This is a genomic window from uncultured Flavobacterium sp., from assembly GCF_963922255.1.
GTDB lineage: Bacteria > Bacteroidota > Bacteroidia > Flavobacteriales > Flavobacteriaceae > Flavobacterium.
The window spans coordinates 26,084-46,546 of the sequence record NZ_CAWUIC010000002.1; the positions used below are offsets into that span (position 1 = coordinate 26,084).

20 protein-coding genes are annotated in these 20,463 nt (G+C 30.1%); 8 read left to right on the forward strand and 12 right to left on the reverse strand.

Features of this window, described 5'->3' with window-relative positions; translation table 11 throughout:
- Positions 1-21: 21 nt before the first annotated feature.
- From AABJ49_RS02180 to trmB, 4 genes are all read right to left on the reverse strand, one after another.
- Positions 22-1,161 carry an Mrp/NBP35 family ATP-binding protein gene (locus AABJ49_RS02180; protein WP_338375727.1) on the reverse strand — a complete coding sequence of 380 codons (1,140 nt, stop codon included), beginning with the start codon at positions 1,159-1,161 and terminating at the stop codon, positions 22-24.
- Positions 1,162-1,284: 123 nt separating this feature from the next.
- The gene (locus AABJ49_RS02185; RefSeq protein ID WP_338375729.1) at positions 1,285-1,620 is read right to left on the reverse strand and encodes an MGMT family protein; all 336 of its coding nucleotides are present in this window, start codon (positions 1,618-1,620) and stop codon (positions 1,285-1,287) included.
- Between the two features lie 5 nt (positions 1,621-1,625).
- Positions 1,626-2,252, reverse strand: coding sequence for a LysE family transporter (locus tag AABJ49_RS02190; RefSeq protein WP_338375731.1), 627 nt, complete (start codon positions 2,250-2,252; stop codon positions 1,626-1,628).
- Between the two features lie 9 nt (positions 2,253-2,261).
- Entirely contained in the window at positions 2,262-2,936 is a 675-nt protein-coding gene (trmB, locus tag AABJ49_RS02195) for a tRNA (guanosine(46)-N7)-methyltransferase TrmB (RefSeq protein WP_338375733.1), read from the reverse strand.
- Between the two features lie 102 nt (positions 2,937-3,038).
- Between trmB and AABJ49_RS02200 the strand changes: the two genes are divergently transcribed.
- Complete coding sequence (locus tag AABJ49_RS02200; RefSeq protein ID WP_338375735.1) at positions 3,039-3,857, forward strand: UDP-2,3-diacylglucosamine diphosphatase; 819 nt, start codon at positions 3,039-3,041, stop codon at positions 3,855-3,857.
- Positions 3,858-3,878: 21 nt separating this feature from the next.
- The gene (locus AABJ49_RS02205) at positions 3,879-4,922 is read left to right on the forward strand and encodes a glycosyltransferase (protein WP_338375737.1); all 1,044 of its coding nucleotides are present in this window, start codon (positions 3,879-3,881) and stop codon (positions 4,920-4,922) included.
- Here AABJ49_RS02205 and AABJ49_RS02210 read toward each other — a convergent pair.
- Together AABJ49_RS02210 and AABJ49_RS02215 are read right to left on the reverse strand one after the other, a co-directional pair.
- A complete protein-coding gene (locus tag AABJ49_RS02210; protein WP_338375739.1) occupies positions 4,905-5,948 on the reverse strand; it encodes an ATP-binding protein in 1,044 nt (347 codons plus the stop codon). The genes AABJ49_RS02205 and AABJ49_RS02210 overlap by 18 nt on opposite strands.
- Positions 5,948-6,631, reverse strand: a complete 684-nt coding sequence (locus AABJ49_RS02215) for a response regulator transcription factor (protein WP_338375740.1) — start codon at positions 6,629-6,631, stop codon at positions 5,948-5,950. The genes AABJ49_RS02210 and AABJ49_RS02215 overlap by 1 nt, the downstream gene beginning before the upstream one ends.
- Before the next feature lie 178 nt (positions 6,632-6,809).
- On the opposite strand from AABJ49_RS02215, the gene AABJ49_RS02220 reads away from it, so the two are divergent.
- The 5 genes from AABJ49_RS02220 to AABJ49_RS02240 all read left to right on the forward strand — a co-directional run bounded on the left by AABJ49_RS02220 (position 6,810) and on the right by AABJ49_RS02240 (position 13,383).
- Entirely contained in the window at positions 6,810-9,581 is a 2,772-nt protein-coding gene (locus AABJ49_RS02220) for a TonB-dependent receptor (RefSeq protein WP_338375741.1), read from the forward strand.
- A gap of 144 nt (positions 9,582-9,725) precedes the next feature.
- The gene (locus AABJ49_RS02225) at positions 9,726-10,874 is read left to right on the forward strand and encodes a hypothetical protein (protein WP_338375742.1); all 1,149 of its coding nucleotides are present in this window, start codon (positions 9,726-9,728) and stop codon (positions 10,872-10,874) included.
- Between the two features lie 106 nt (positions 10,875-10,980).
- On the forward strand, positions 10,981-11,319 hold the full coding sequence (locus AABJ49_RS02230; protein WP_338375744.1) for a T9SS type A sorting domain-containing protein: 339 nt from the start codon (positions 10,981-10,983) through the stop codon (positions 11,317-11,319).
- Between the two features lie 104 nt (positions 11,320-11,423).
- Complete coding sequence (locus tag AABJ49_RS02235) at positions 11,424-12,236, forward strand: T9SS type A sorting domain-containing protein (protein WP_338375746.1); 813 nt, start codon at positions 11,424-11,426, stop codon at positions 12,234-12,236.
- A gap of 166 nt (positions 12,237-12,402) precedes the next feature.
- On the forward strand, positions 12,403-13,383 hold the full coding sequence (locus tag AABJ49_RS02240; RefSeq protein WP_338375748.1) for an acyl transferase: 981 nt from the start codon (positions 12,403-12,405) through the stop codon (positions 13,381-13,383).
- Between the two features lie 70 nt (positions 13,384-13,453).
- Here AABJ49_RS02240 and tyrS read toward each other — a convergent pair whose 3' ends face one another.
- From tyrS to AABJ49_RS02255, 3 genes are all read right to left on the reverse strand, one after another.
- On the reverse strand, positions 13,454-14,758 hold the full coding sequence (gene tyrS / locus AABJ49_RS02245) for a tyrosine--tRNA ligase (protein ID WP_338375750.1): 1,305 nt from the start codon (positions 14,756-14,758) through the stop codon (positions 13,454-13,456).
- 143 nt (positions 14,759-14,901) lie between these two features.
- Entirely contained in the window at positions 14,902-15,453 is a 552-nt protein-coding gene (locus AABJ49_RS02250) for a hypothetical protein (RefSeq protein WP_338375751.1), read from the reverse strand.
- Positions 15,454-15,601: 148 nt separating this feature from the next.
- Positions 15,602-16,876, reverse strand: a complete 1,275-nt coding sequence (locus AABJ49_RS02255) for a hypothetical protein (protein WP_338375753.1) — start codon at positions 16,874-16,876, stop codon at positions 15,602-15,604.
- Positions 16,877-16,961: 85 nt separating this feature from the next.
- Between AABJ49_RS02255 and AABJ49_RS02260 the strand changes: the two genes are divergently transcribed.
- Positions 16,962-17,954, forward strand: a complete 993-nt coding sequence (locus AABJ49_RS02260; RefSeq protein WP_338375755.1) for an NAD-dependent epimerase/dehydratase family protein — start codon at positions 16,962-16,964, stop codon at positions 17,952-17,954.
- On the opposite strand, the gene AABJ49_RS02265 is transcribed toward AABJ49_RS02260, so the two are convergent.
- The 3 genes from AABJ49_RS02265 to AABJ49_RS02275 are packed head-to-tail and all read right to left on the reverse strand — an operon-like array spanning position 17,932 to position 20,399.
- Positions 17,932-18,327 carry a DUF4296 domain-containing protein gene (locus tag AABJ49_RS02265; protein ID WP_338375757.1) on the reverse strand — a complete coding sequence of 132 codons (396 nt, stop codon included), beginning with the start codon at positions 18,325-18,327 and terminating at the stop codon, positions 17,932-17,934. The two genes, AABJ49_RS02260 and AABJ49_RS02265, sit on opposite strands and share 23 nt — an antisense overlap.
- A 6-nt stretch (positions 18,328-18,333) precedes the next feature.
- Positions 18,334-19,677, reverse strand: coding sequence for a dihydroorotase (locus tag AABJ49_RS02270; RefSeq protein WP_338375759.1), 1,344 nt, complete (start codon positions 19,675-19,677; stop codon positions 18,334-18,336).
- Entirely contained in the window at positions 19,677-20,399 is a 723-nt protein-coding gene (locus AABJ49_RS02275) for a polyprenol monophosphomannose synthase (RefSeq protein WP_338375761.1), read from the reverse strand. Before AABJ49_RS02275 ends, AABJ49_RS02270 begins: the two co-directional genes overlap by 1 nt.
- Positions 20,400-20,463 lie beyond the last annotated feature (64 nt).

The window sequence follows — 20,463 nt, forward strand, 5'->3', positions numbered from 1 at the left end:
CTTACTAAGACTAAACACTGATTACTTTTTAACAGCAGAACATCCTGCCATTGTAGTGATTTTTATTGCTTCTGTTGGTGCTAAATTTTCATTTCTGTTAATAGTCTCTTGTACTACATTTTTAGTGATTTCTTCGAAAATTCCTTCTAAAATCGAACCCGTTTGTAAAGCTGCTGGACGACCATAATCTCCTGCTTCACGAATACTTTGCACTAACGGAACTTCTCCTAACATTGGAACATTTAAATCTTCAGCTAGGTTTTTGGCACCTTCTTTTCCAAAGATGTAATATTTATTTTCAGGTAATTCTTCAGGTGTGAAATAAGCCATATTTTCAATAATTCCTAAAACTGGAACTTTAATAGCTTCTGACAAGAACATTGAAACTCCTTTTTTTGCATCTGCTAAAGCTACAGCTTGGGGTGTACTAACAACAACTGCTCCAGTTATTGGAAGCGATTGCATAATTGATAGATGAATATCTCCAGTTCCTGGTGGCAAATCGATTAACATGAAATCTAATTCTCCCCAATGTGCATCAAAAATCATTTGGTTTAATGCTTTTGCTGCCATTGGTCCTCTCCAAATTACAGCTTGATCTGGTTTTGTAAAGAATCCGATAGAAAGCATTTCTACACCATAACTTTTTACAGGTTCCATTTTTGATTTACCGTCTACATCTATTGAATTGGGTTTTGCCGTTTCCACATCAAACATAATTGGCATTGATGGCCCGTAAATATCAGCATCTAAAACCCCAACTTTGAAACCCATTTTAGCTAAAGTTACCGCTAAATTGGCTGTGATAGTTGATTTCCCAACTCCACCTTTTCCTGAAGCAACTGCAATAATATTACTGATTCCTGGAATTTGTTTTCCTTTAATTAAGTTAGGATTTTCAGGTTTTTCAGGTGCTTCAACTTTAATATTTACTTTAATTTTTGCTTTTTCATAAACTCTCTCGTGTATCACTTTCATGATGTCCACTTCAGCTCTTTTTTTTATGTGAAGAGCTGGTGTTGACAAAACTAAATCAACAACAACCTCATCACCAAAAGTGATAACGTTTTGAACGGCACCACTTTCTACCATATTTTTACCTTCACCAGCTACTGTAATAGTTTCTAGTGCCTTAAGAATTTCTTTTCTATCTAACTTCATTTTATTTAAACTAAATATGAATTGCAAAGATAGTTAGAAGTTTACAAGTTTGAAAGCAACAAGGTTTAAAGTTTTCTTATAATTGAATTGGGAGAATTTATAATTCAATTCAAACGGAAAATCCTAAAAATCTGGTTCCCAAAAGTGCTTTTCAAAATCTATGATTTGGTTATCCACTACTTTAATTCCTTCTGATTCTAATAATTGTTGCATTAGATTTGTTCCGTCAAAATGATGTTTACCTGAAAGTAATCCTACTCTATTTACAACTCTATGAGCTGGAATATCTTCCATATTATGTGAGGCATTCATTGCCCAGCCAACCATTCTTGCAGAACGAGCTGCTCCAAGCGCTTTTGCGATCGCTCCATAAGAAGTAACTTTCCCATAAGGAATTTGTCGTGCTACTTCATAAACCCGTTCAAAAAAATTATCGTTATTTAGGCTTTTTATTGGCAAATTATTTAGGCTGAAAACATTTTATATAAAGAAGAAATGGCTACAATTCCGGTAACAGCTGCAATTAAAAAATTGATATTATTGGTAATAAAACCTACTTTATGTTCTACTTTTTTAAATAAAATAGCATACAAATAGAAAATAAAATACGTTCCTAAAGCTGCTGCAATTGAGAAAATTACAATTGACAATAAAGAAAAATCAAATACATTTTTGGAAGCTAATGTTAAACTCACAAAAGCATAATACGGAATGGCAAACATATTTAAAGATGACAACGTAATTCCATAAATAAGTCGGTTTTTCTTGTCTTTTATCTCTACTTCTACTTGTGGTTTTTTTGATTTTAAACCTGCATAAATAAAAGCAATCGTCAAAATAATAAAAATAACGACTCCAAACTTTTTTAAATTATCACTAATTACAGGATGACTGTCTAAGAATTTAGCAAAGTAAAGTCCTGTGAAACATTGAATCAACACTACCAAAACAGCACCATAAGCAAAAAGCAAGGCTTGTTTTTTATTTTCAGTTATGCTTAATTTTGCTATTGTCATATTTAACATTCCTGGTGCTACAATTCCAACTGCTGCAATTAAAAAACCTAAAATAAAGGGTAGAATTATACTCATAAATACTTGTTATTTAATTCTGAATTTAATGTATGTAATCGCTTTATTTTTTTCTAGATATTGATTTTCATAAAACGTTTGAATGCTTGTTACTTCTTCTGGTGAACCTTCATTTACATAAACATCGTGATTCGCATATATTACTTCATGACCTTCTCCATGTAACAATCCTAAAGTATAACCGTGCATGAATTCGCTATCTGTTTTCAAATTCATGATGCCCGAATCCTTTAAAATTCTTTTATAACGTTGTAGAAACTCAGTATTAGTCATTCTGTGTTTTGTACGTTTATATTTTATTTGAGGATCAGGAAAAGTAATCCAAATTTCGTCTACTTCATTTTCAGCAAAACAGTCTTCAATTAATTCGATCTGAGTTCTTAAAAAAGCTACATTTTTCATTCCTTCTTCAACAGCTGTTTTTGCTCCTCTCCAAAATCGTGCACCTTTGATATCAATACCTACAAAATTTTTATTTGGACTATGTTTTGCTAAACCTACTGAATATTCTCCTTTTCCACAACCTAATTCTAAAACTAATGGATTGTCATTTTTGAAAAATTCACTATTCCATTTTCCTTTTAACGGAAAATTTCCTGAAGTTACTTCTTCTCTTGTTGGTTGAAAAACATTTTCAAATGTCTCGTTTTCTTTAAAACGTTTTAATTTATTCTTACTTCCCACGAAATTTATTTTTTTGGTAAAATTACTAAAAATAAAGTTTTGATAATCTTTATATAACTTTATTCCATCTTAAAAGTTCTTTTTTTGTAAAAATATTTTGTTTTGAAGAAAAGAAAAGTAGAACTTGTTGTTATTTCTGATGTTCATCTTGGAACATATGGTTGTCATGCTAAAGAATTGCTAAATTATTTATCTTCTATAAAACCAAAAACATTAATTCTAAATGGAGATATTATAGATATTTGGCAATTTAGAAAATCTTATTTTCCCCAAAGTCATTTAAAAGTTATTAAAAAAATAATTTCTCTAAGCTCAAAAGGAACGAAAGTGTATTATTTAACCGGAAATCATGATGAATTTTTAAGAAAATTTACTGACTTGCATTTAGGCAATCTTAGCTTACTCGATAAATTAGTACTAGAGCTAGATGGTCAAAAAGCTTGGGTTTTTCACGGTGATGTCTTTGACTCATCAATTACTCATGCTAAATGGCTAGCTAAATTAGGTGGTTGGGGTTATGATATGTTGATCCTAATTAATCGTTTTATTAATTGGGTTTTATCTAAAATGAATAAAGAACCTTATTCGCTTTCCAAAAAAATAAAAAACAATGTAAAATCTGCCATGAAATTCATAACAAATTTTGAGAATGTTTGTACAGAATTGGCCATTGAAAACAAGTATGATTATGTAATTTGTGGTCACATTCACGAACCAAAAATGGATAGAATTAAGACGGACAAAGGAGAAACAATGTATTTAAATTCTGGTGATTGGATAGAAAATTTAACCGCTTTAGAATACAATAATAAAAAATGGAAGTTATACAGACACGATATTCATAAAGTAGCTGTTGAAGAAGAACATTTTGAATATGAAAATAAACTAGCCGAACAATTTATTTCTGCTTTAAAAAATTAAATTTGTAAAGAATTCTTTTCAATGAAAAAAATAATAGTTGCTCCTCTAAATTGGGGTTTAGGTCATGCCACGAGATGTATTCCAATTATTCAAGGATTATTGGATAATGGTTATGAACCTATAATTGCCTCAGATGGAGTTGCTTTAGAATTATTAAAGAAAGAATTTCCTAAACTTATTTCTTTTGAATTGCCCTCTTATGATATTCAATATGCAGAAAAAGGTAAACATTTCAAATGGAAAATGATTGCTCAATTGCCAAAAATTATTTCAACTATTAAAAAAGAAAGAAGAAAAATTAATAAAATTCTAAAAGCTTATAATTTTGATGGAATAATTTCAGATAACCGTTTAGGTGTTTATTCTAAAGATGTTCCTTCTGTATTTATGACGCATCAATTAAATGTTTTAACCGGAAATACTTCATGGATTACTACAAAACTACATAAAAAATACATTCAAAAATTTGATGAATGTTGGGTTCCAGATGTAGAAAAAACTCCAAATTTATCCGGAAAATTAGGTCATCCAACTGAATCAATAAAAAATGTAAAATACATAGGACCATTAAGTAGGTTGTGCAAAAAACCAATGCCCATAAAATATGATTTAATGGTTTTACTTTCTGGTCCAGAACCTCAACGAACTATTTTAGAAGAAAAAATTATTCTTGAATTAGAAAATTATTCTAAAAGAGTTGTTTTTATTAAAGGAATCGTTGAAAAAAATCAGAAAAAAGAAGAAAAAGGAAACGTTACTTTTTACAATTTCATGAATAGTGCTGAATTGGAAGCAACATTTAATGAAAGCAATCATATTCTTTGTCGTTCTGGTTATACAACTGTTATGGATTTGGCTAAATTGAATAAGAAAGCATTTTTTATTCCAACTCCTGGTCAATATGAACAAGAATATTTAGCAAAAAAATTTGACAAGGAAGGAATTATTCCCACGTGTAAACAAGAGAAATTTACTTTCAAAAAACTAGACAAAATTGATTTTTATAAAGGTTTTAATAATTATAGCAAAAAAATTACTTGGAAAGAATTATTTGACCTTTTCTAAGGTAAAAGAAAATTCAGAACCTACACCAAATTCGCTTTCAATATAAATTTTTTCATCGTGACCTTCAACAATATGTTTTACTATTGCTAAACCTAATCCCGAACCACCTTCGGTACGAGCTCCACTTTTGTCAACACGATAAAAACGTTCAAACAACCTTGGAATGTGTTTCTTTTCAATTCCTTCACCGTTATCAGTAATTCTAACAATAACTTTATTGTTGACTAAATCTTCAATACTAACTTCAGTTGTTCCGTTTTCTTTACCGTATTTAATGGAATTCATTACTAAATTGGTTACTACTTGCTGTATCTTTTCTTGATCTGCAAAAACTAAAACTTTTTGTTTGTATTTAACATCAAAAGTAAGTGTAATGTTTTTCTTTGAAGCACGCATTTCTAATAAATCAAAAACATTTTGCACTACTTCTACTATATCAAATTCTGATAATTCAAGATTAATATCTCCTGTTTCAAGCTTGGTTATCATGTCTAAGTCTTTTACAATATAGATAAGACGTTCAACCCCTTTTTCAGCACGTTGTAAATATTTTTTACGAATATTTTTATCGTCCATTGCACCATCTAACAGTGTCAACAAATATCCTTGAACAGTAAAAAGAGGTGTTTTTAATTCATGAGAGACATTTCCTAAAAATTCTCGTCTGTATTCTTCTCGAATTTTTAAGGTTTCAATTTCAAGCTTTTTATCTTTAGCAAACTTCTGAACTTCTTTGGTCAAAGTTGCCATATCAGTAGTAATAGACTGATTTCTGAATGAGCTATTTTCTAAAAGAGAAACATCATCATAAATCTTTTTAACCCTTTTATATATAAATTTTTCTACACGATATTGCAATACTAGAAAAGAGAAAGAAAAAGTGACTATTATAAATAAGACGAAATAAAGTAGTGGTATTTCTGTTATGGAAAAGTGAGTTATTCCTAACAATACACCTAAAAACAGACTTATGTATAAAGAAGATATTGTGGCAAATTTATATGATTTTTTGAAATTAAATAGCATTAAAATTCTATTTTATAACCAACTCCTTTAATTGTTTTAAAGAAATCATCTCCAATTTTTTCACGAAGCTTTCTAATATGAACATCAATAGTTCTTCCACCAACAATTACTTCATTACCCCAAACTTTATCAAGTATTTCATCTCTTTTAAACACTTTGCCTGGTTTTGAAGCTAACAAATAGAATAATTCAAATTCTTTTCTTGGTAAAATTATCTCTTTACCGTCTTTAACAATTTTATATTCTTCTCTGTTGATTTCAATGCCGTTTACATTTAAAATATCTTCTTTTTCTTCTTTTTCTTTTAAACGTCTTAATAAAGCTTTTACCTTACTAACAAGAATTTTTGGTTTTATAGGTTTTGAAATATAATCATCAGCTCCAGCATCAAAACCTGCTAATTGTGAATAATCTTCAGAACGAGCTGTTAGAAAAGTAATGATTGTATGTTCTAATTCAGGTAGTTTTCTAATATTTTCACAGGCTTCAATTCCATCCATTTCTGGCATCATCACATCCATAATTATTAAATGAGGAATTTCTTTTTTGGCTTTTGTGACAGCTTCTTTACCATTTGATGCTGTTACAACTTGGTAACCTTCTTGTGATAAATTATAACCTACTATTTCTAAAATATCTGGCTCATCATCAACTAATAGAATTTTAATTTCTCTTTTTTTCATGTAACAAAAATTTTGGTTTTGTTCGACAAATGTAAAGATAAAATAAAATCTTTTAAGCTGTTAACAATTATTTAATGCAGTAACCTTATGGTAACATCTGATAAACCTATTCATAACAAACGAGTAACACTAAAGTAATTTACTGACACGTTCTTTGCACAAAATATAAAATCACAAAATGAGACTACAATTTTTATTATTTACCTTATTATTATCTTCTTTCTGTTTTGCACAAAAAGCTACAGTTTCTGGTCTTATACTAGATAAAGAATACGATAACGAACCTCTAGCTTTTGCTAATGTAATGTTGAAAGGTACTTCAAATGGTACATCAACAGATGAGAATGGAAAATATAGTTTAACGGTTTCTCCAGGAAACCATACTTTAGTAATTGGATTTCTTGGATATAAATCGGTAGAAATTCCTTTTTCTGTAAAAGCTAATGAGAAAAAAGTAATTAATTACACTCTAGAAACAGAAGGTGTAACACTAGAAGATGTTGTATTAACTGCAACAGTTACACAAGAAAGTGTTAAGGCATTATTGCAAGAGCAACAAAAAGCTGTTGAAATTAAACAATCAATTGGAGCTGAAGAAATCTCAAACAAAGGTATTAGTGATGTGGCTGCTGCTGTAACTAAAACAACAGGAATTACTAAACAAGAAGGTTCAGGAAGTATCTATGTTAGGGGATTGGGAGACAGGTATAATTCTACAACTTTAAATGGATTGCCATTACCCTCAAACAATCCTTCAAAAAAGAATATAAATCTTGAAATCTTCTCAACTGATATTGTAGAATATATTGGTATTGATAAAACGTATAATTATAAAAATTATGGAGACTTTGCTGGAGCAAATGTTGATATCGTCTCAAAGAATTATAAAGGTGATGGTACTTTAGAAGTTGGAACTGGGTTTGGTGGAAATTCAAACGCGATGCAACAAGATAAATTCTACTTACAAGACGGTCCAAGTTTTCATGGATTTAGTAACGAGCCTATCCCTAATGATCCTTTATCGGCATATAACTTTTCTACCAGTTGGGATAAACAAGCTGCTACACCAGCAAATAGTTCTTTATATGTTAGAGGGGGAGATTCCTACTCTTTTGGAGAAAACAGCAAATTAAGCTTCTTTGTTAATGCTTCTTTTGACAATGCATACACTTATAAAGAAGGTGTAAGAAGAGGTAGTGTTAATGTTCAAGGATTAGCTGTTAAAGATCTTAATAGAAAAGCATATAACTATCAAACCAATTCAAATGCTATGGCTAATATTAATTATAGAATTAACGAAAACCACAATCTTCGTATAAATTCAATGTTAATTAATTCAGCTTCTCAAAACCACGAAGAGTTTAATGGAATTATAGATGCTAACGGAACTGCACAAAATGGTGGTGGATTTATTCGTCGTTCTACATTTGATAGAACATATTTATTAGTAAACCAACTTTTAGGTGATCATAAATTTGGTGAAAGAGTTAAATTAGACTGGGGATTATCATACAATACCTTGACTAATGTGGTTCCGGATCGTATGCAAAACACAATTGTCCCTTTTCAATTTGACGATCCAAATTCTCGTTTAGTGGCTTCTGACATTAATCAGTCAGATAATCACAGATTTTATCAAGAAATGACCGACGATGAAGTTGCTGGTAATTTAAATTTATCATACAAATTTGCAAAAAATGAAGATGGAGATTATAAAGGAAAGTTAATTGGAGGTTATAGTGCTCGATATAAAGAAATTAATTTTGATGCCACTCAAATTAATTTAGCAATAACAAGAAGCAATTTTGATTCACAACCAACAGTCGATATAAATAATCTTGATGGTTATTTTAATCAAGCAAATCTTGATGCTAATTTCTTTTCTCTAAGAACATTTAGAGGAGATATTTCAACGTCAAACGCTTTGGTTCCACAAAATTTTAACGGTCAACAAATTATTTCTGCTGGATTTGGTGCAATTGAATACCAATTCACACCTAAATTATATGTTATTGGTGCATTTCGTTCTGAATACATAATTCAAGATATTTTTTATGACACTTCTTTGAAGCAAGGGAAAACTCTATTTGATACAATGGAATATTTACCTTCTTTATCAGCAAAATATGAATTAACTGAAAAACAAAATTTAAAATTAGCAGCTAGTAAAACATATACTTTACCTCAATTTAAAGAAAGAGCTCCTTTCTTATTTGAAGAGGTTGGACAATCATACCAAGGAAATACAAATCTTTACAACTCTACTGATTACAATTTTGATTTGAAATGGGAATACTTCCCTAAAGGTGGTGAAGTAATTTCATTAACAGGTTTTGGAAAATATATATTAAATCCAATAAATGAAGTAATTATTGCTTCTGCAACAAATGATATTTCTTGGGTAAATTCTGGAGAAAAAGCAGTTGGTATTGGAGCCGAATTAGAAATTAGAAAAGACATTTATAATGTTGAAGGAAAAAATGATTCAAAAACCAATATAGCATCTGGTTTAAATATCTCATATCTGCACACTGATCAAGATTTAGATTCTGATAAGGTATTTAGAGAAACTGAAGGAACATTTACTTCTTTCTTTACAAATAAAAACTCACGACTAACAGGGGCTTCTGATTTATTAGTTAATGCCGACATTAGCTTAAATAAAGAATTTTCAGAAGAACAGTCTTTAACAGCTACATTATCTAGTGCTTATTTCTCTGATAGAATATATTCTTTAGGGTCATCTTTAAAAGGAGATTTAGTAGATAGTGAAGTTATAACGTTGGATTTTATTTTAAAATTCAAGTTAAATAAAAATATTGGATTTGGAATTAGTGCAAAAAACCTAACTAATCCAACAATTGAAAGAAAACAAGAAGTACAAAATGTTATTGTTGACTCTTATAAGAAAGGTAGAAACTTTAGTTTTTCTATGAAATATTCATTCTAAACAATTAGTTAACATTAAATAAATATTAGAGAGGTTTTTTTAAACCTCTCTTTTCATTTTTAATAAACACTTAACATACAGGTAAAACTATAATAGCACTGCGCTATTACATTTGTATAACAAATTAAATAACATAAAAACACAATGAAAAAACTTATTTTATCTACGTTAGCAATTGCTGCTTTAACATTTACATCTTGTTCAAGAGATGATGATTCAACACCAGCTACTAGTGGTATAATTAACATTAACGCTGATGATTTCAAAGGAGAATTAACAGCAGGTCAATCTGCTACTTTAGATCCATCTTTAACTTACAAATTAACTGGCTCATTCGTAATTAAAGCTGGAGCTACTTTAACTATTCCTGCTGGTACAAGAATTGAAGCTACAGGTGGAACTTCTTCTTATATAGCTGTTGCTCAAGATGGTTTAATTTATATTAATGGAACTGCAACAAGCCCTGTAGTAATGACAAGTGGAAAAGCTGTCAAAGCAACTGGTGACTGGGGTGGATTAGTAATCTGCGGTAGAGCTAACACAAACAAAGGTGGTGCTAATGGTGAAACTGCTACTTCTGAAGTTGGAGATTTAACTTATGGAGGAACTGAAACTAATGATAGCTCTGGAGTTATCAAATATTTAAGAGTAGAATATACTGGTGCTGCTTTTAATGGTGATAAAGAATTTAACGGTGTATCTCTATTTGGAGTTGGTGCTGGTACTACATTTGAATATGTTCAAGCATACAAAAGTGGAGATGACGGAATTGAATTTTTTGGTGGATCTGTAAATGCGAAGTATTTAATTGCTTTACACAGTGAAGATGATGCTATCGATTTTGCTGATGGTTTCTCTGGTTCTATAGAATATGCTTACATAAAAGACGTTGCAAAAGCTGGAATTGAAGGTTCAAATAATGGAGACAATGGAGCTGCATTACCTACAACAAATGCAACTTTAAGAAATATCTCTATTGTAAAAGGAGCTTTAGCAGGATCAGAACACGCAATGTTCATCAAAGAAGGTGGTGGAAGATGGACAGCACAAAATATATATGTTCAAGATTTCGCTAAAGGAATTAAAATCAATGTTGCAACAGATGCTCCTGCAGTTGCAAATGTTAATGCTGGTTTCGTAACTTTTAGCCCAATCCAATTCTCAAATATTTCTGGTGACTTTTCAGAATACAATGGTTCTAATACAACATATATGACTCAAGGTACTGCTACTGGTGCTGGATCAAATGGTGCAACTCCAAGTTGGACTACTGGTTGGACTGCTGGATTCTAATCAAAGATAAAAATAATTTAAAATCCCTCTTCGGAGGGATTTTTTTTGTGGTATACTTTTTGTATTAATATTTTTGTATATTTACACTAATAAAATTCATCCCCAAATGAAGAAAAATTACGTTTTAACTCTAATTTTAGCATTTTGCTTTCTTACTTTCGAAAGTTATTCGCAAGAAAGCAAGTCTGCTATGGGTAATTCTCAAGAACCTACTATTGAAGGATTATCAATCTACCCGAACCCCGTTTCTAACGGAAAATTGTACATTACCTCGAAATTAGGATTAGAAAAAGAAATTCAAATTTATGATGTTCTGGGCAAAAAGGTGTTTGACACTACTACAAGTGTAAAAGAAATTAATATTTCAAACTTAAACGCTGGAGTTTACATTATTAAAATTAAAGAAAAAGAAGCTAGCACCGCAAGAAAACTTATAGTCAAGTAGTTATAGCTAAAATTTTTGTGTTAGTTGTATATTATTTTTTTGTTAACTCCTTTTATGTTAACCAAAAAAAAGTTACTTTTGTATCAAATATAAAATCAAAAAAAATGAAAAAACTTTACTTTTTATCTTTAATCTTGTTGTCTTCAATGGGTTTTGCTCAAACGAATGTTGGTATAACAGGAAATGTTGATGGTGTTTACATCAATGAAGTTCATTATGATAATGCTGGAACTGATGTAGGTGAATTTATTGAAGTTGCTGGTCCTGCAGGAACAGATTTATCAACTTATACTTTAACATTGTATAATGGAAATAACAATACTTCTTACGAAACTATTGCATTGAGTGGAGTTATTGATAATGAAGGTTCTGGCTTTGGCGCAGTTGTATTTACTACTTTTACAAGTGGAATACAGAATGGTGCTCCAGATGCAATTGCTTTATCTAAAACAGGATCAACCAATATTCAATATTTAAGCTACGAAGGAGTTATGACAGCTACAGCAGTAGATGGTGCTGCAATGGGATTAAACTCTGTTGACATTTTGGTAATGGAAACTAGTACTACTCCTATTGGATATTCTTTAGAATATGATGAAACATCTATGGCATGGATTGTTATAACTGATGACACTCCTGGTGATTTAGCTCAAGGACCTGTTTTATCAACTAAAAACTTCGATACAATAGCTGGTTTAGCTTTATATCCAAACCCAGTTTCAGGAAATGTATTAAACATTACTTCTGCTGCAAATTTAGACATGAACGTGGCTATCTTTGATGTGTTAGGAAAACAAGTTATCAATACAAAAGTTACTAATAACACTGTAAACGTTTCTAACTTAAACGCTGGTGTTTACATCGTAAAAGTTACTGAAGACGGAAAAACAGCTACAAGAAAATTAGTAGTAAAATAAATTTGTCATTCTGAACTTGTTTCAGAATCTCAAAAACATACTTATAAAAAGCATCAACATTACGTTGGTGCTTTTTTTGTTTTACTACAATCTGGATTAACAAAAACCCTTTCAGAGTTTAAAACTCTGAAAGGGTTGCTTATATTTGCATTTTAAAAACTGAAAATTGATTTCCAAAACTGATATATTTACAATCGCATCCAAAAAGGAATTTGAGAAAATCGCACTAAAGGTTTTTCGATTCCAATTTGATACTAATAAGGTATATCAAGAGTTTTGTAGCCTTTTAAAAAAGAATAAAGAAAATGTAAAATCTATAACTGAAATTCCATTCTTACCTATTCAGTTTTTTAAAAGTCATGAAGTTTTGAGTTCTTTTGAACCTATTCAAGTAACATTTAGAAGTAGCGGAACAACTGGAATGCAAACCAGCAAACATTTAGTCACTAATGTTTCTTTATATGAAGAAAGTTATAGAAATGCATTTTCTGAATTCTATGGTAATATTGAAGATTATTGCGTTTTGGCTTTACTTCCATCTTATTTAGAACGAGAAGGTTCTTCGTTAATTCACATGGTTGATGATTTGATTCAAAGTAGCAATCATGATGACAGTGGTTTTTATTTAAACAATTATGATGAGCTTATCGCGAAATTAATTGAACTAGACAATTCAGGTCAAAATGTGCTTTTAATTGGTGTCACTTATGCTTTATTAGATTTGATTGAAAGGCATCAATTTCAATTAAAAAATACCATTATCATGGAAACTGGTGGCATGAAAGGCACAAGAAAAGAAATGATTCGTGAAGAATTGCATGAGATTTTATGCCAAGGTTTTGGTGTTCCTGTAATTCATTCTGAATATGGCATGACAGAATTGTTATCACAAGCTTATTCGTTAGGAAACGGTATTTTTGAATGTCCAAATTGGATGCAAATCTTAATTAGAGATACAGAAGACGCTTTATCTTATGTAAACGAAGGAAAAACAGGTGGCATTAATGTGATTGATTTCGCAAACATTAATTCGTGTTCGTTTATAGCTACACAAGACTTAGGTAAAAAATATCCCAACCATTCTTTCGAAGTGCTGGGACGTTTTGATAATTCTGATATTCGTGGATGTAACCTTATGGTAGTTTAGTTTTTGTTAAATCGTCTAACTGTTTATTTGTTTAATCGAATTACAATTTAACGATTTCACAGTTTAACAATTAAACAAACTTCACCACAAAATAATTTTTCTTTCCTCTTTGCAATAAAACGAATTTATTACTTACTAAATCATTTGAATTCAATACAAATTCTTCTGTAACTTTTTCTTTATTTACTGAAATTGAATTTTCTTTTAAAGCTCTTCTTGCTTCTCCATTTGAAGATAAAAATCCTGTTTTTTCGTTTAATATTGTAACGATGTCAATTCCTTCTTTTAAATCTGAGATAGCAACTTCTGCTTGTGGAATTCCTTCAAAAATTTCAGCCAATTGACTTTCATTTAATGTCTTTAAATCTGACATATCTTTACTAAAAAAAGCTCCAGAAGCAAAAATAGCACTGTCTAAATCTTCTTTTGAATGTACTAACAACATCAATTCTTCGGCTAAACGTTTTTGTAAAACTCTTAAATGTGGAGCTTCGTTATGTTCAGCAATTACAGCTTCAATAGTTTCTTTGTCTAAAAATGTAAAAATCTTAATATATTTTTCTGCATCAACATCTGAAGTATTTAACCAAAATTGGTAGAATTTGTAAGGTGACGTTTTATCAGCAGTCAACCAAACATTTCCTCCTTCTGATTTTCCAAATTTAGAACCATCTGCTTTGGTAATTAACGGACAAGTCATTGCGTAAGCTTTTGAACGTTGTTCGTTATCTACATTCATTCTTCGAACTAATTCCGTTCCTGTTGTGATGTTTCCCCATTGGTCACTTCCACCCATTTGTAACAAACAGTTGTATTCTTTATTCAAATGGTAAAAATCATATCCTTGAATTAGTTGGTAAGTGAACTCTGTAAAACTCATTCCTTCTCCAGCATCACCTGACAAACGTTTTTTTACAGAATCTTTTGCCATCATATAATTCACAGTAATTCTTTTACCCACATCACGAGCAAAATTAATGAATGAGAATTCTTTCATCCAATCGTAATTATTCACTAAAATTGGAGCATTTATATCTGTTGCTTCAAAATCTAAAAAGTTAGAAAGAACATTTTTAATTCCGTTTACATTGAAATTTAATGTTTCTTCATCCAACAAATTTCTTTCATCAGATTTCCCAGAAGGATCACCAATCATACCTGTTGCTCCACCAACTAAAGCAATAGGTCTATGTCCAAAATTACGTAAATGTTTTAACAAAATAATCGGAACTAAACTTCCAATGTGTAATGAATCTGAAGTTGGGTCAAATCCTATATAAACTGTAGTAGGTTCTTTTAATAATTGCTCTTCTGTTCCTGGCATCATATCGTGTACCAAGCCTCTCCATTGTAATTCTTCTACTAAATTTTTCATTTTATGCTGAATTTATTTCAGCATCTTATAATTTTGCTGAAATTTTGGTTATCTTAAATTTGTGCAAAGATAATCCTTAAAATACAATAAAAAAAGTGCATTGTCAATTCAATACACTTTTAATTTTGTTCTTTTTTGTAACATTAAAATCCAAAACCGTCATAATAATTTGAAGCTCCTTGAGTATTATTTAGCATAACCCAAATATCTTCATTACCATTTGGTGATTTAAAAAAATATGGATTGTAATTAGGGTTTGATGGATTAGTATAAGGCTGATCGTTAATAAAAATATTACTAAAAGAATTTACTCTAAATTTAAAATCTCCACCAAAGGCATATTCTTCAATGATTACGTCAAAATTGGCTTTTCTATATTCTTGATACATAGTATCATCACTATAATATTGTTTTACAAAAAGTGGTGTAACACATTTGTCGTTTATTTTAAAATAATAGGTCTGAAAAAATGTATCAAAACCATTAAAATAATAACTGGTTTGTACTTTTAAAGTATCATTTGCTATTTTCCAATTCCACACAGCGGTTGAACTTTCGGGAGTTAACGGATATTTTGCACTTTCATTTATTCCTAAATTTTGAAAATTGCACGGATTTTTATCTACTTCTTCATTATTATTTGAACAAGAACACAAAAACGCAATAACTATTATTAATAAAATATTTTTTTTCATCTTAATCTGTTTTATAAATTACTTCTTGTGTTTGAACTCCGCTAGTGGTGGTTTTTGTTATAAAATGATATTCATTACTGTCTAAATTATCTATTAAATCAGGATTGTCTATTTGTTGAGAATTTAAGTTTTGTTCTTCTATAATTGGTTAACCTATATTGCCAACACTTATAATTTTTCCTCCCAAATATGGCTCGTTTGTACAGATTTGACCTTTGGTACAAACAACATCTACATTATGAATATAATTGCCATATGTACTATTAGGATTATCTAGTTGTAGTATTTTGACTCCAAACTGATATGTGTTATGTTTTACTACAGGAATTTCATTAATAGTTGCACTTACAGGGTCTGGACTGTATGTGTTATTAAATTCATAGCTAAACCCTTTTTGAAATCTATGTTGTCTTAATATGTTTCTACAAACAGTAGCCATACCATCTCCTGGTATGTCGTCAGAAACACTGATAACAACATCTCCTGGTACATCTATAACTTCAAAAGGTTTATATAATTCTTCGATAGGAGTTCTTTTATTTTCATATCCTGGATAAGTATGAGAAATATTCCATCGCATTCTTTCGCCTTGACCAGTAGTAAAAATTCCATTTAAATTATCACAAGCTAAAGGTACGCTTAACACAAAATTATCTAATGCTATATTACCATACTGCTCGCCAACTGGATCATATTGAACACCTGTCCAGATACAATTATTAATTTCATATGGAGGTAAAGACAATGGTGTAGCTGGTGTGTCATGCACCCTATCTCCATGTGTTAATGCATTATAATTAGGACTTGTAACATCTCTTGTTATATTTTCAGTTAATCCATTATTTATATTATTCACATGATAAAGACCGAAACAGTGCCCCAACTCATGAACTAATGTTCTAGTGTTTAATCTTGTGTCTTTTATACATAAATTTGAAGAATACAAACTAGTGACTCCATTATATATTGATAGCTGACCATTGAGAATTGTTTCTGTAACAAAAATGTTAAAAGCGTCTGTTTTTAAATAATCTTGACTACTTGCAAAGCTTAGTAAATCATAATAAGAATTATCTATACCTGTATTATCATACAACTGCACATTCATAAAAAAAGAACTAGGAATATATTGATAACCTCTATATTTAAAAAAAATATTAAACTGATTAAATTTTGTATTTAAAATTTTTATCGCTTCCTGCATTTCTGCTTCTGCAATTGGTATATTTCTAGTTCCATCATCATTTGTAATTATCTGAAAAAAAACATTATAAGCAACAGGCTCTGTTAAATTAGGTGCATTTGGATTAGCAATTGTTTTAAATTGCACATTACTAGGTTCTTCATCAATGGTTCCGCAAATATGCTGTGCAAAAACAGGGCAAACAACTAAAAGCAAGATTAGATTGAATAAGTTTTTCATAATTGTATGATGTTAAGGTTTTTACAAAGTAAAAAAAAAAAAAGAATTTGCAAAATTTTCTAGACTTTTTATTTAATTTCACCAAATGATATTAGTTACAGGAGCAACAGGTTTAGTAGGTTCACATTTATTGATTTCTTTATTGCAAGAAAATAATGATGTAAAAGCTTTATATCGAAATTCAAAACACATTGAAAAAGTAAAGAATGTTTTTGCTTATAAAAATCAACTGGATTTATTTGACAAAATTAATTGGGTGGAAGGTGATATTACTGACATTCCTTCTTTAAATGTTGCTTTTGAGAATGTAACTATTGTTTATCATTGTGCTGCTTTGATTTCTTTTGACCCGAAAGATGAAGAGAAGTTAAGAAAAGTAAATATTGAAGGAACTGCAAACGTTGTGAACTGTTCTATTGATTTTGGTGTAAAAAAACTTTGTCACGTTAGTTCTATTGCCGCTTTAGGAGACACCAAAGAAGGAGAAGTCTTGATTACAGAAGAAACAGATTGGAATCCCGAAAAATTACACGGTGATTATGCCATAACAAAATATGGTGCCGAAATGGAAGTTTGGAGAGGTTTTCAGGAAGGTTTGGAAGTAGTAATAGTAAATCCAGGTGTTATTTTTGGTTATGGTTTTCCTGAACAAGGAAGTAGTGTTATTTTTAAATCCGTAAAGAAAGGTTTTCCATTCTATACAAAAGGCAGAACAGGCATTGTAGCCGTTGAAGATGTTGTGAACTGTATGATTCAGCTAATGAAAAGCAAAATTAGCGGCCAACAATATACTTTAGTAGCAGAAAATCCAACTTTAGAATTCATTTTACATACAATTGCTGATGGATTAAATGTGAAAAAACCTTCTATTTATGCTAACAAAACACTTACAAGAATAGCTTGGAGATTGGATTGGTTTTTATCAAAAATTATCGGTAAGAAAAGAAGTTTCACAAGAGCTACTTCAAAATCTTCTCACTCAGTAGAAATCTATGATAATTCAAAAATCAAAAAAGAATTAAATTATACTTTTTTAGAAATGAAAAATTACCTAATTACTCTGTCTGAGGAATATTAGGGTTTTGTTCTGTTGAAATTGGTTTTACTCTATTTACTGAAACGGTATCTAATCTGATTTTGTTTTCGTTAATTCTATCATTTACCTTTTTGTAAATCTTCTTAAAGTTTTTGATATCAGATGCATAATACTTATAGTTTTGAAAATAAGTAGCACTATCTATCTCATATTTTTTATAAATATATTCTTCTGAAACAATTTTTTTGTCACTTAATTTTTGTGGCATGTATGTTTCCGCTGCTTGTAAAATTGCCAAATCAAATATAATATCTTCCATTACTTCCTTGCTCAACAAATTATCTGGCTTTGAAACAGGTTTGTTGTTGCAGGATAAAAATATTATTGAAATAAATAGAAACACTAATTTTTTCATACTAAACTATTTTCTGTCAAAGAGTAAACGCTGTCCATAATTTCCTTTCGCTACTTTTCCATTAGAATAAACTATTATACCATTAACCAAAGTATGCATTATTCGCGATTTGAAATTAGTCCCTTCAAAAGGAGACCAACCACATTTTGCTAAAATATTTTCTTTTTGCACATTCCAAGGTGAATGTGAATTAACGATCGTTAAATCTGCATAATATCCTTCTTTGATAAAACCTCTTTTTCTTATTTTAAAAATTTTAGCTGGATTGTGGCACATTTTTTCTACTATCTTTTCTATCGAAATCATTCCTTTTAAATGTTTTTCAAACATAGCAACTAAAGCATGCTGTACTAATGGTCCACCAGAAGGAGCTTTTAAATAAGTGTTTTTCTTTTCTTCTAAAGTATGAGGAGCATGATCTGTAGCGATTACATCAATTCTGTCATCTAATAAAGCTTCCCATAAGGCATCTTTATCTTTTTGAGTTTTTACAGCTGGATTCCACTTTATAAATGAGCCTTTTGTTTCATAATCTGCATCAGTAAACCACAAATGATGAATACATACTTCTGCCGTTATCATTTTCTCTTCTAAAGGGATTTTATTAGTAAATAAATCCATTTCTTTAGCGGTTGATAAATGAAAAACATGTAATCTTGCTCCAGTTTTTTTTGCCAATTCAATGGCTTTAGAAGACGACAAATAACAAGCTTCTTCACTTCTAATCAATGGGTGATATTTCATTGGAATATCTTCACCAAATTCAGCCTTGTATTTTTCTGTATTTGCCTTAATAGTTGCTTCATCTTCACAATGAACGGCAATTAACATTTTGGTTGATGAAAATATTTTTTCTAAAACTTCTGGATTATCAACTAACATGTTTCCGGTTGAAGAACCTAAAAACAATTTAATTCCAGCTACATTTTCTGGATTTGTTTTTAAAACTTCTTCCAAATTATCATTTGTTCCACCCATCATAAACGAATAATTCGCATACGATGTTTTGGCAGCAATTTGATATTTATCTTCTAATAATTCTTGTGTAACTGCATTTGGAACAGTGTTCGGTTGTTCTATAAATGAAGTAATTCCTCCTGCAACAGCTGCTCTACTTTCTGATTCAATATTTCCTTTATGGGTTAATCCAGGTTCTCTAAAATGAACTTGATCATCAATGACTCCTGGCAACAAATAGTTTCCTTCTGCATCAATAATAATTGTTTGTGAAGATTTTGAACTTATTTGTGAGGCGATTTCAACAATAAATTCATTTTCAACCAAAACATCTCCTTCAAAAATCTGACCTTCGTTAACTATTTTAGCGTTTTTTATTAAAACTGAACTCATTATAATGTATTAAATATTTTTTTTATTCTTAGTAATATTACTCCAAAAACAGCTTCTTTAATAATACTTCCGCTCATTTTTGATTGTCCTTTTGTTCTATCTGTAAAAATAATTGGAACTTCAACTATCTTAAAATTCTTGACAAAAGCTCTGTATTTCATTTCTATTTGGAAAGCATATCCGATAAATTTGACTTTGTCTAAATTAATAACTTCCAAAACATTTCTTTTATAGCAAACAAAACCAGCAGTAGCATCAGCAATTTTCATGCCTGTAATTAACCGCACATACACTGATGCAAAGTAAGACAACAAAACCCTGCTTAAAGGCCAATTTACCACATTAACTCCTTTTGAATATCTAGAACCAATTGACAAATCTGCTCCTTCCAAACAAGCATCAAATATCTTTTCTAAATCATTTGGATTATGTGAAAAGTCAGCATCCATTTCAAAGATATAATCATAATTATTTGCCAACGCCCATTTAAATCCATGTACATATGCTGTTCCTAATCCAGATTTTTTTTCTCTTACTTCTATAAAAAGTCTGTCTGGAAATTGAGCTTGTATTTCTTTAACTTTATTTGCCGTTCCATCAGGAGAATTGTCGTCAACAATAAGCACATCAAACGTATTTTTTAGAAGAAACACTGCATTTATGATGCTTTCGATATTTTCTATTTCGTTGTATGTGGGAATTATGACAATCCTTTTGTCCATTTTGACTTATTAATTTCTACAAAAGTAAACCTTTTTAAATATATTTTTTATTAATAAAATTATA

Bases quoted from the DNA above. Each gene is read 5' to 3' on its own strand.
- AABJ49_RS02270 (WP_338375759.1), bottom strand. From the start codon at position 19,677: ATGAGTTCAGTTTTAATAAAAAACGCTAAAATAGTTAACGAAGGTCAG.
- AABJ49_RS02250 (WP_338375751.1), bottom strand. From the start codon at position 15,453: ATGAAAAAAAATATTTTATTAATAATAGTTATTGCGTTTTTGTGTTCT.
- AABJ49_RS02215 (WP_338375740.1), bottom strand. From the start codon at position 6,631: ATGAAAAAAAGAGAAATTAAAATTCTATTAGTTGATGATGAGCCAGAT.
- AABJ49_RS02235 (WP_338375746.1), top strand. From the start codon at position 11,424: ATGAAAAAACTTTACTTTTTATCTTTAATCTTGTTGTCTTCAATGGGT.
- AABJ49_RS02260 (WP_338375755.1), top strand. From the start codon at position 16,962: ATGATATTAGTTACAGGAGCAACAGGTTTAGTAGGTTCACATTTATTG.
- AABJ49_RS02230 (WP_338375744.1), top strand. From the start codon at position 10,981: ATGAAGAAAAATTACGTTTTAACTCTAATTTTAGCATTTTGCTTTCTT.
- AABJ49_RS02180 (WP_338375727.1), bottom strand. From the start codon at position 1,161: ATGAAGTTAGATAGAAAAGAAATTCTTAAGGCACTAGAAACTATTACA.
- AABJ49_RS02210 (WP_338375739.1), bottom strand. From the start codon at position 5,948: ATGCTATTTAATTTCAAAAAATCATATAAATTTGCCACAATATCTTCT.
- AABJ49_RS02265 (WP_338375757.1), bottom strand. From the start codon at position 18,327: ATGAAAAAATTAGTGTTTCTATTTATTTCAATAATATTTTTATCCTGC.
- AABJ49_RS02190 (WP_338375731.1), bottom strand. From the start codon at position 2,252: ATGAGTATAATTCTACCCTTTATTTTAGGTTTTTTAATTGCAGCAGTT.
- AABJ49_RS02225 (WP_338375742.1), top strand. From the start codon at position 9,726: ATGAAAAAACTTATTTTATCTACGTTAGCAATTGCTGCTTTAACATTT.
- AABJ49_RS02255 (WP_338375753.1), bottom strand. From the start codon at position 16,876: ATGAAAAACTTATTCAATCTAATCTTGCTTTTAGTTGTTTGCCCTGTT.
- AABJ49_RS02220 (WP_338375741.1), top strand. From the start codon at position 6,810: ATGAGACTACAATTTTTATTATTTACCTTATTATTATCTTCTTTCTGT.
- tyrS (WP_338375750.1), bottom strand. From the start codon at position 14,758: ATGAAAAATTTAGTAGAAGAATTACAATGGAGAGGCTTGGTACACGAT.
- AABJ49_RS02275 (WP_338375761.1), bottom strand. From the start codon at position 20,399: ATGGACAAAAGGATTGTCATAATTCCCACATACAACGAAATAGAAAAT.
- AABJ49_RS02205 (WP_338375737.1), top strand. From the start codon at position 3,879: ATGAAAAAAATAATAGTTGCTCCTCTAAATTGGGGTTTAGGTCATGCC.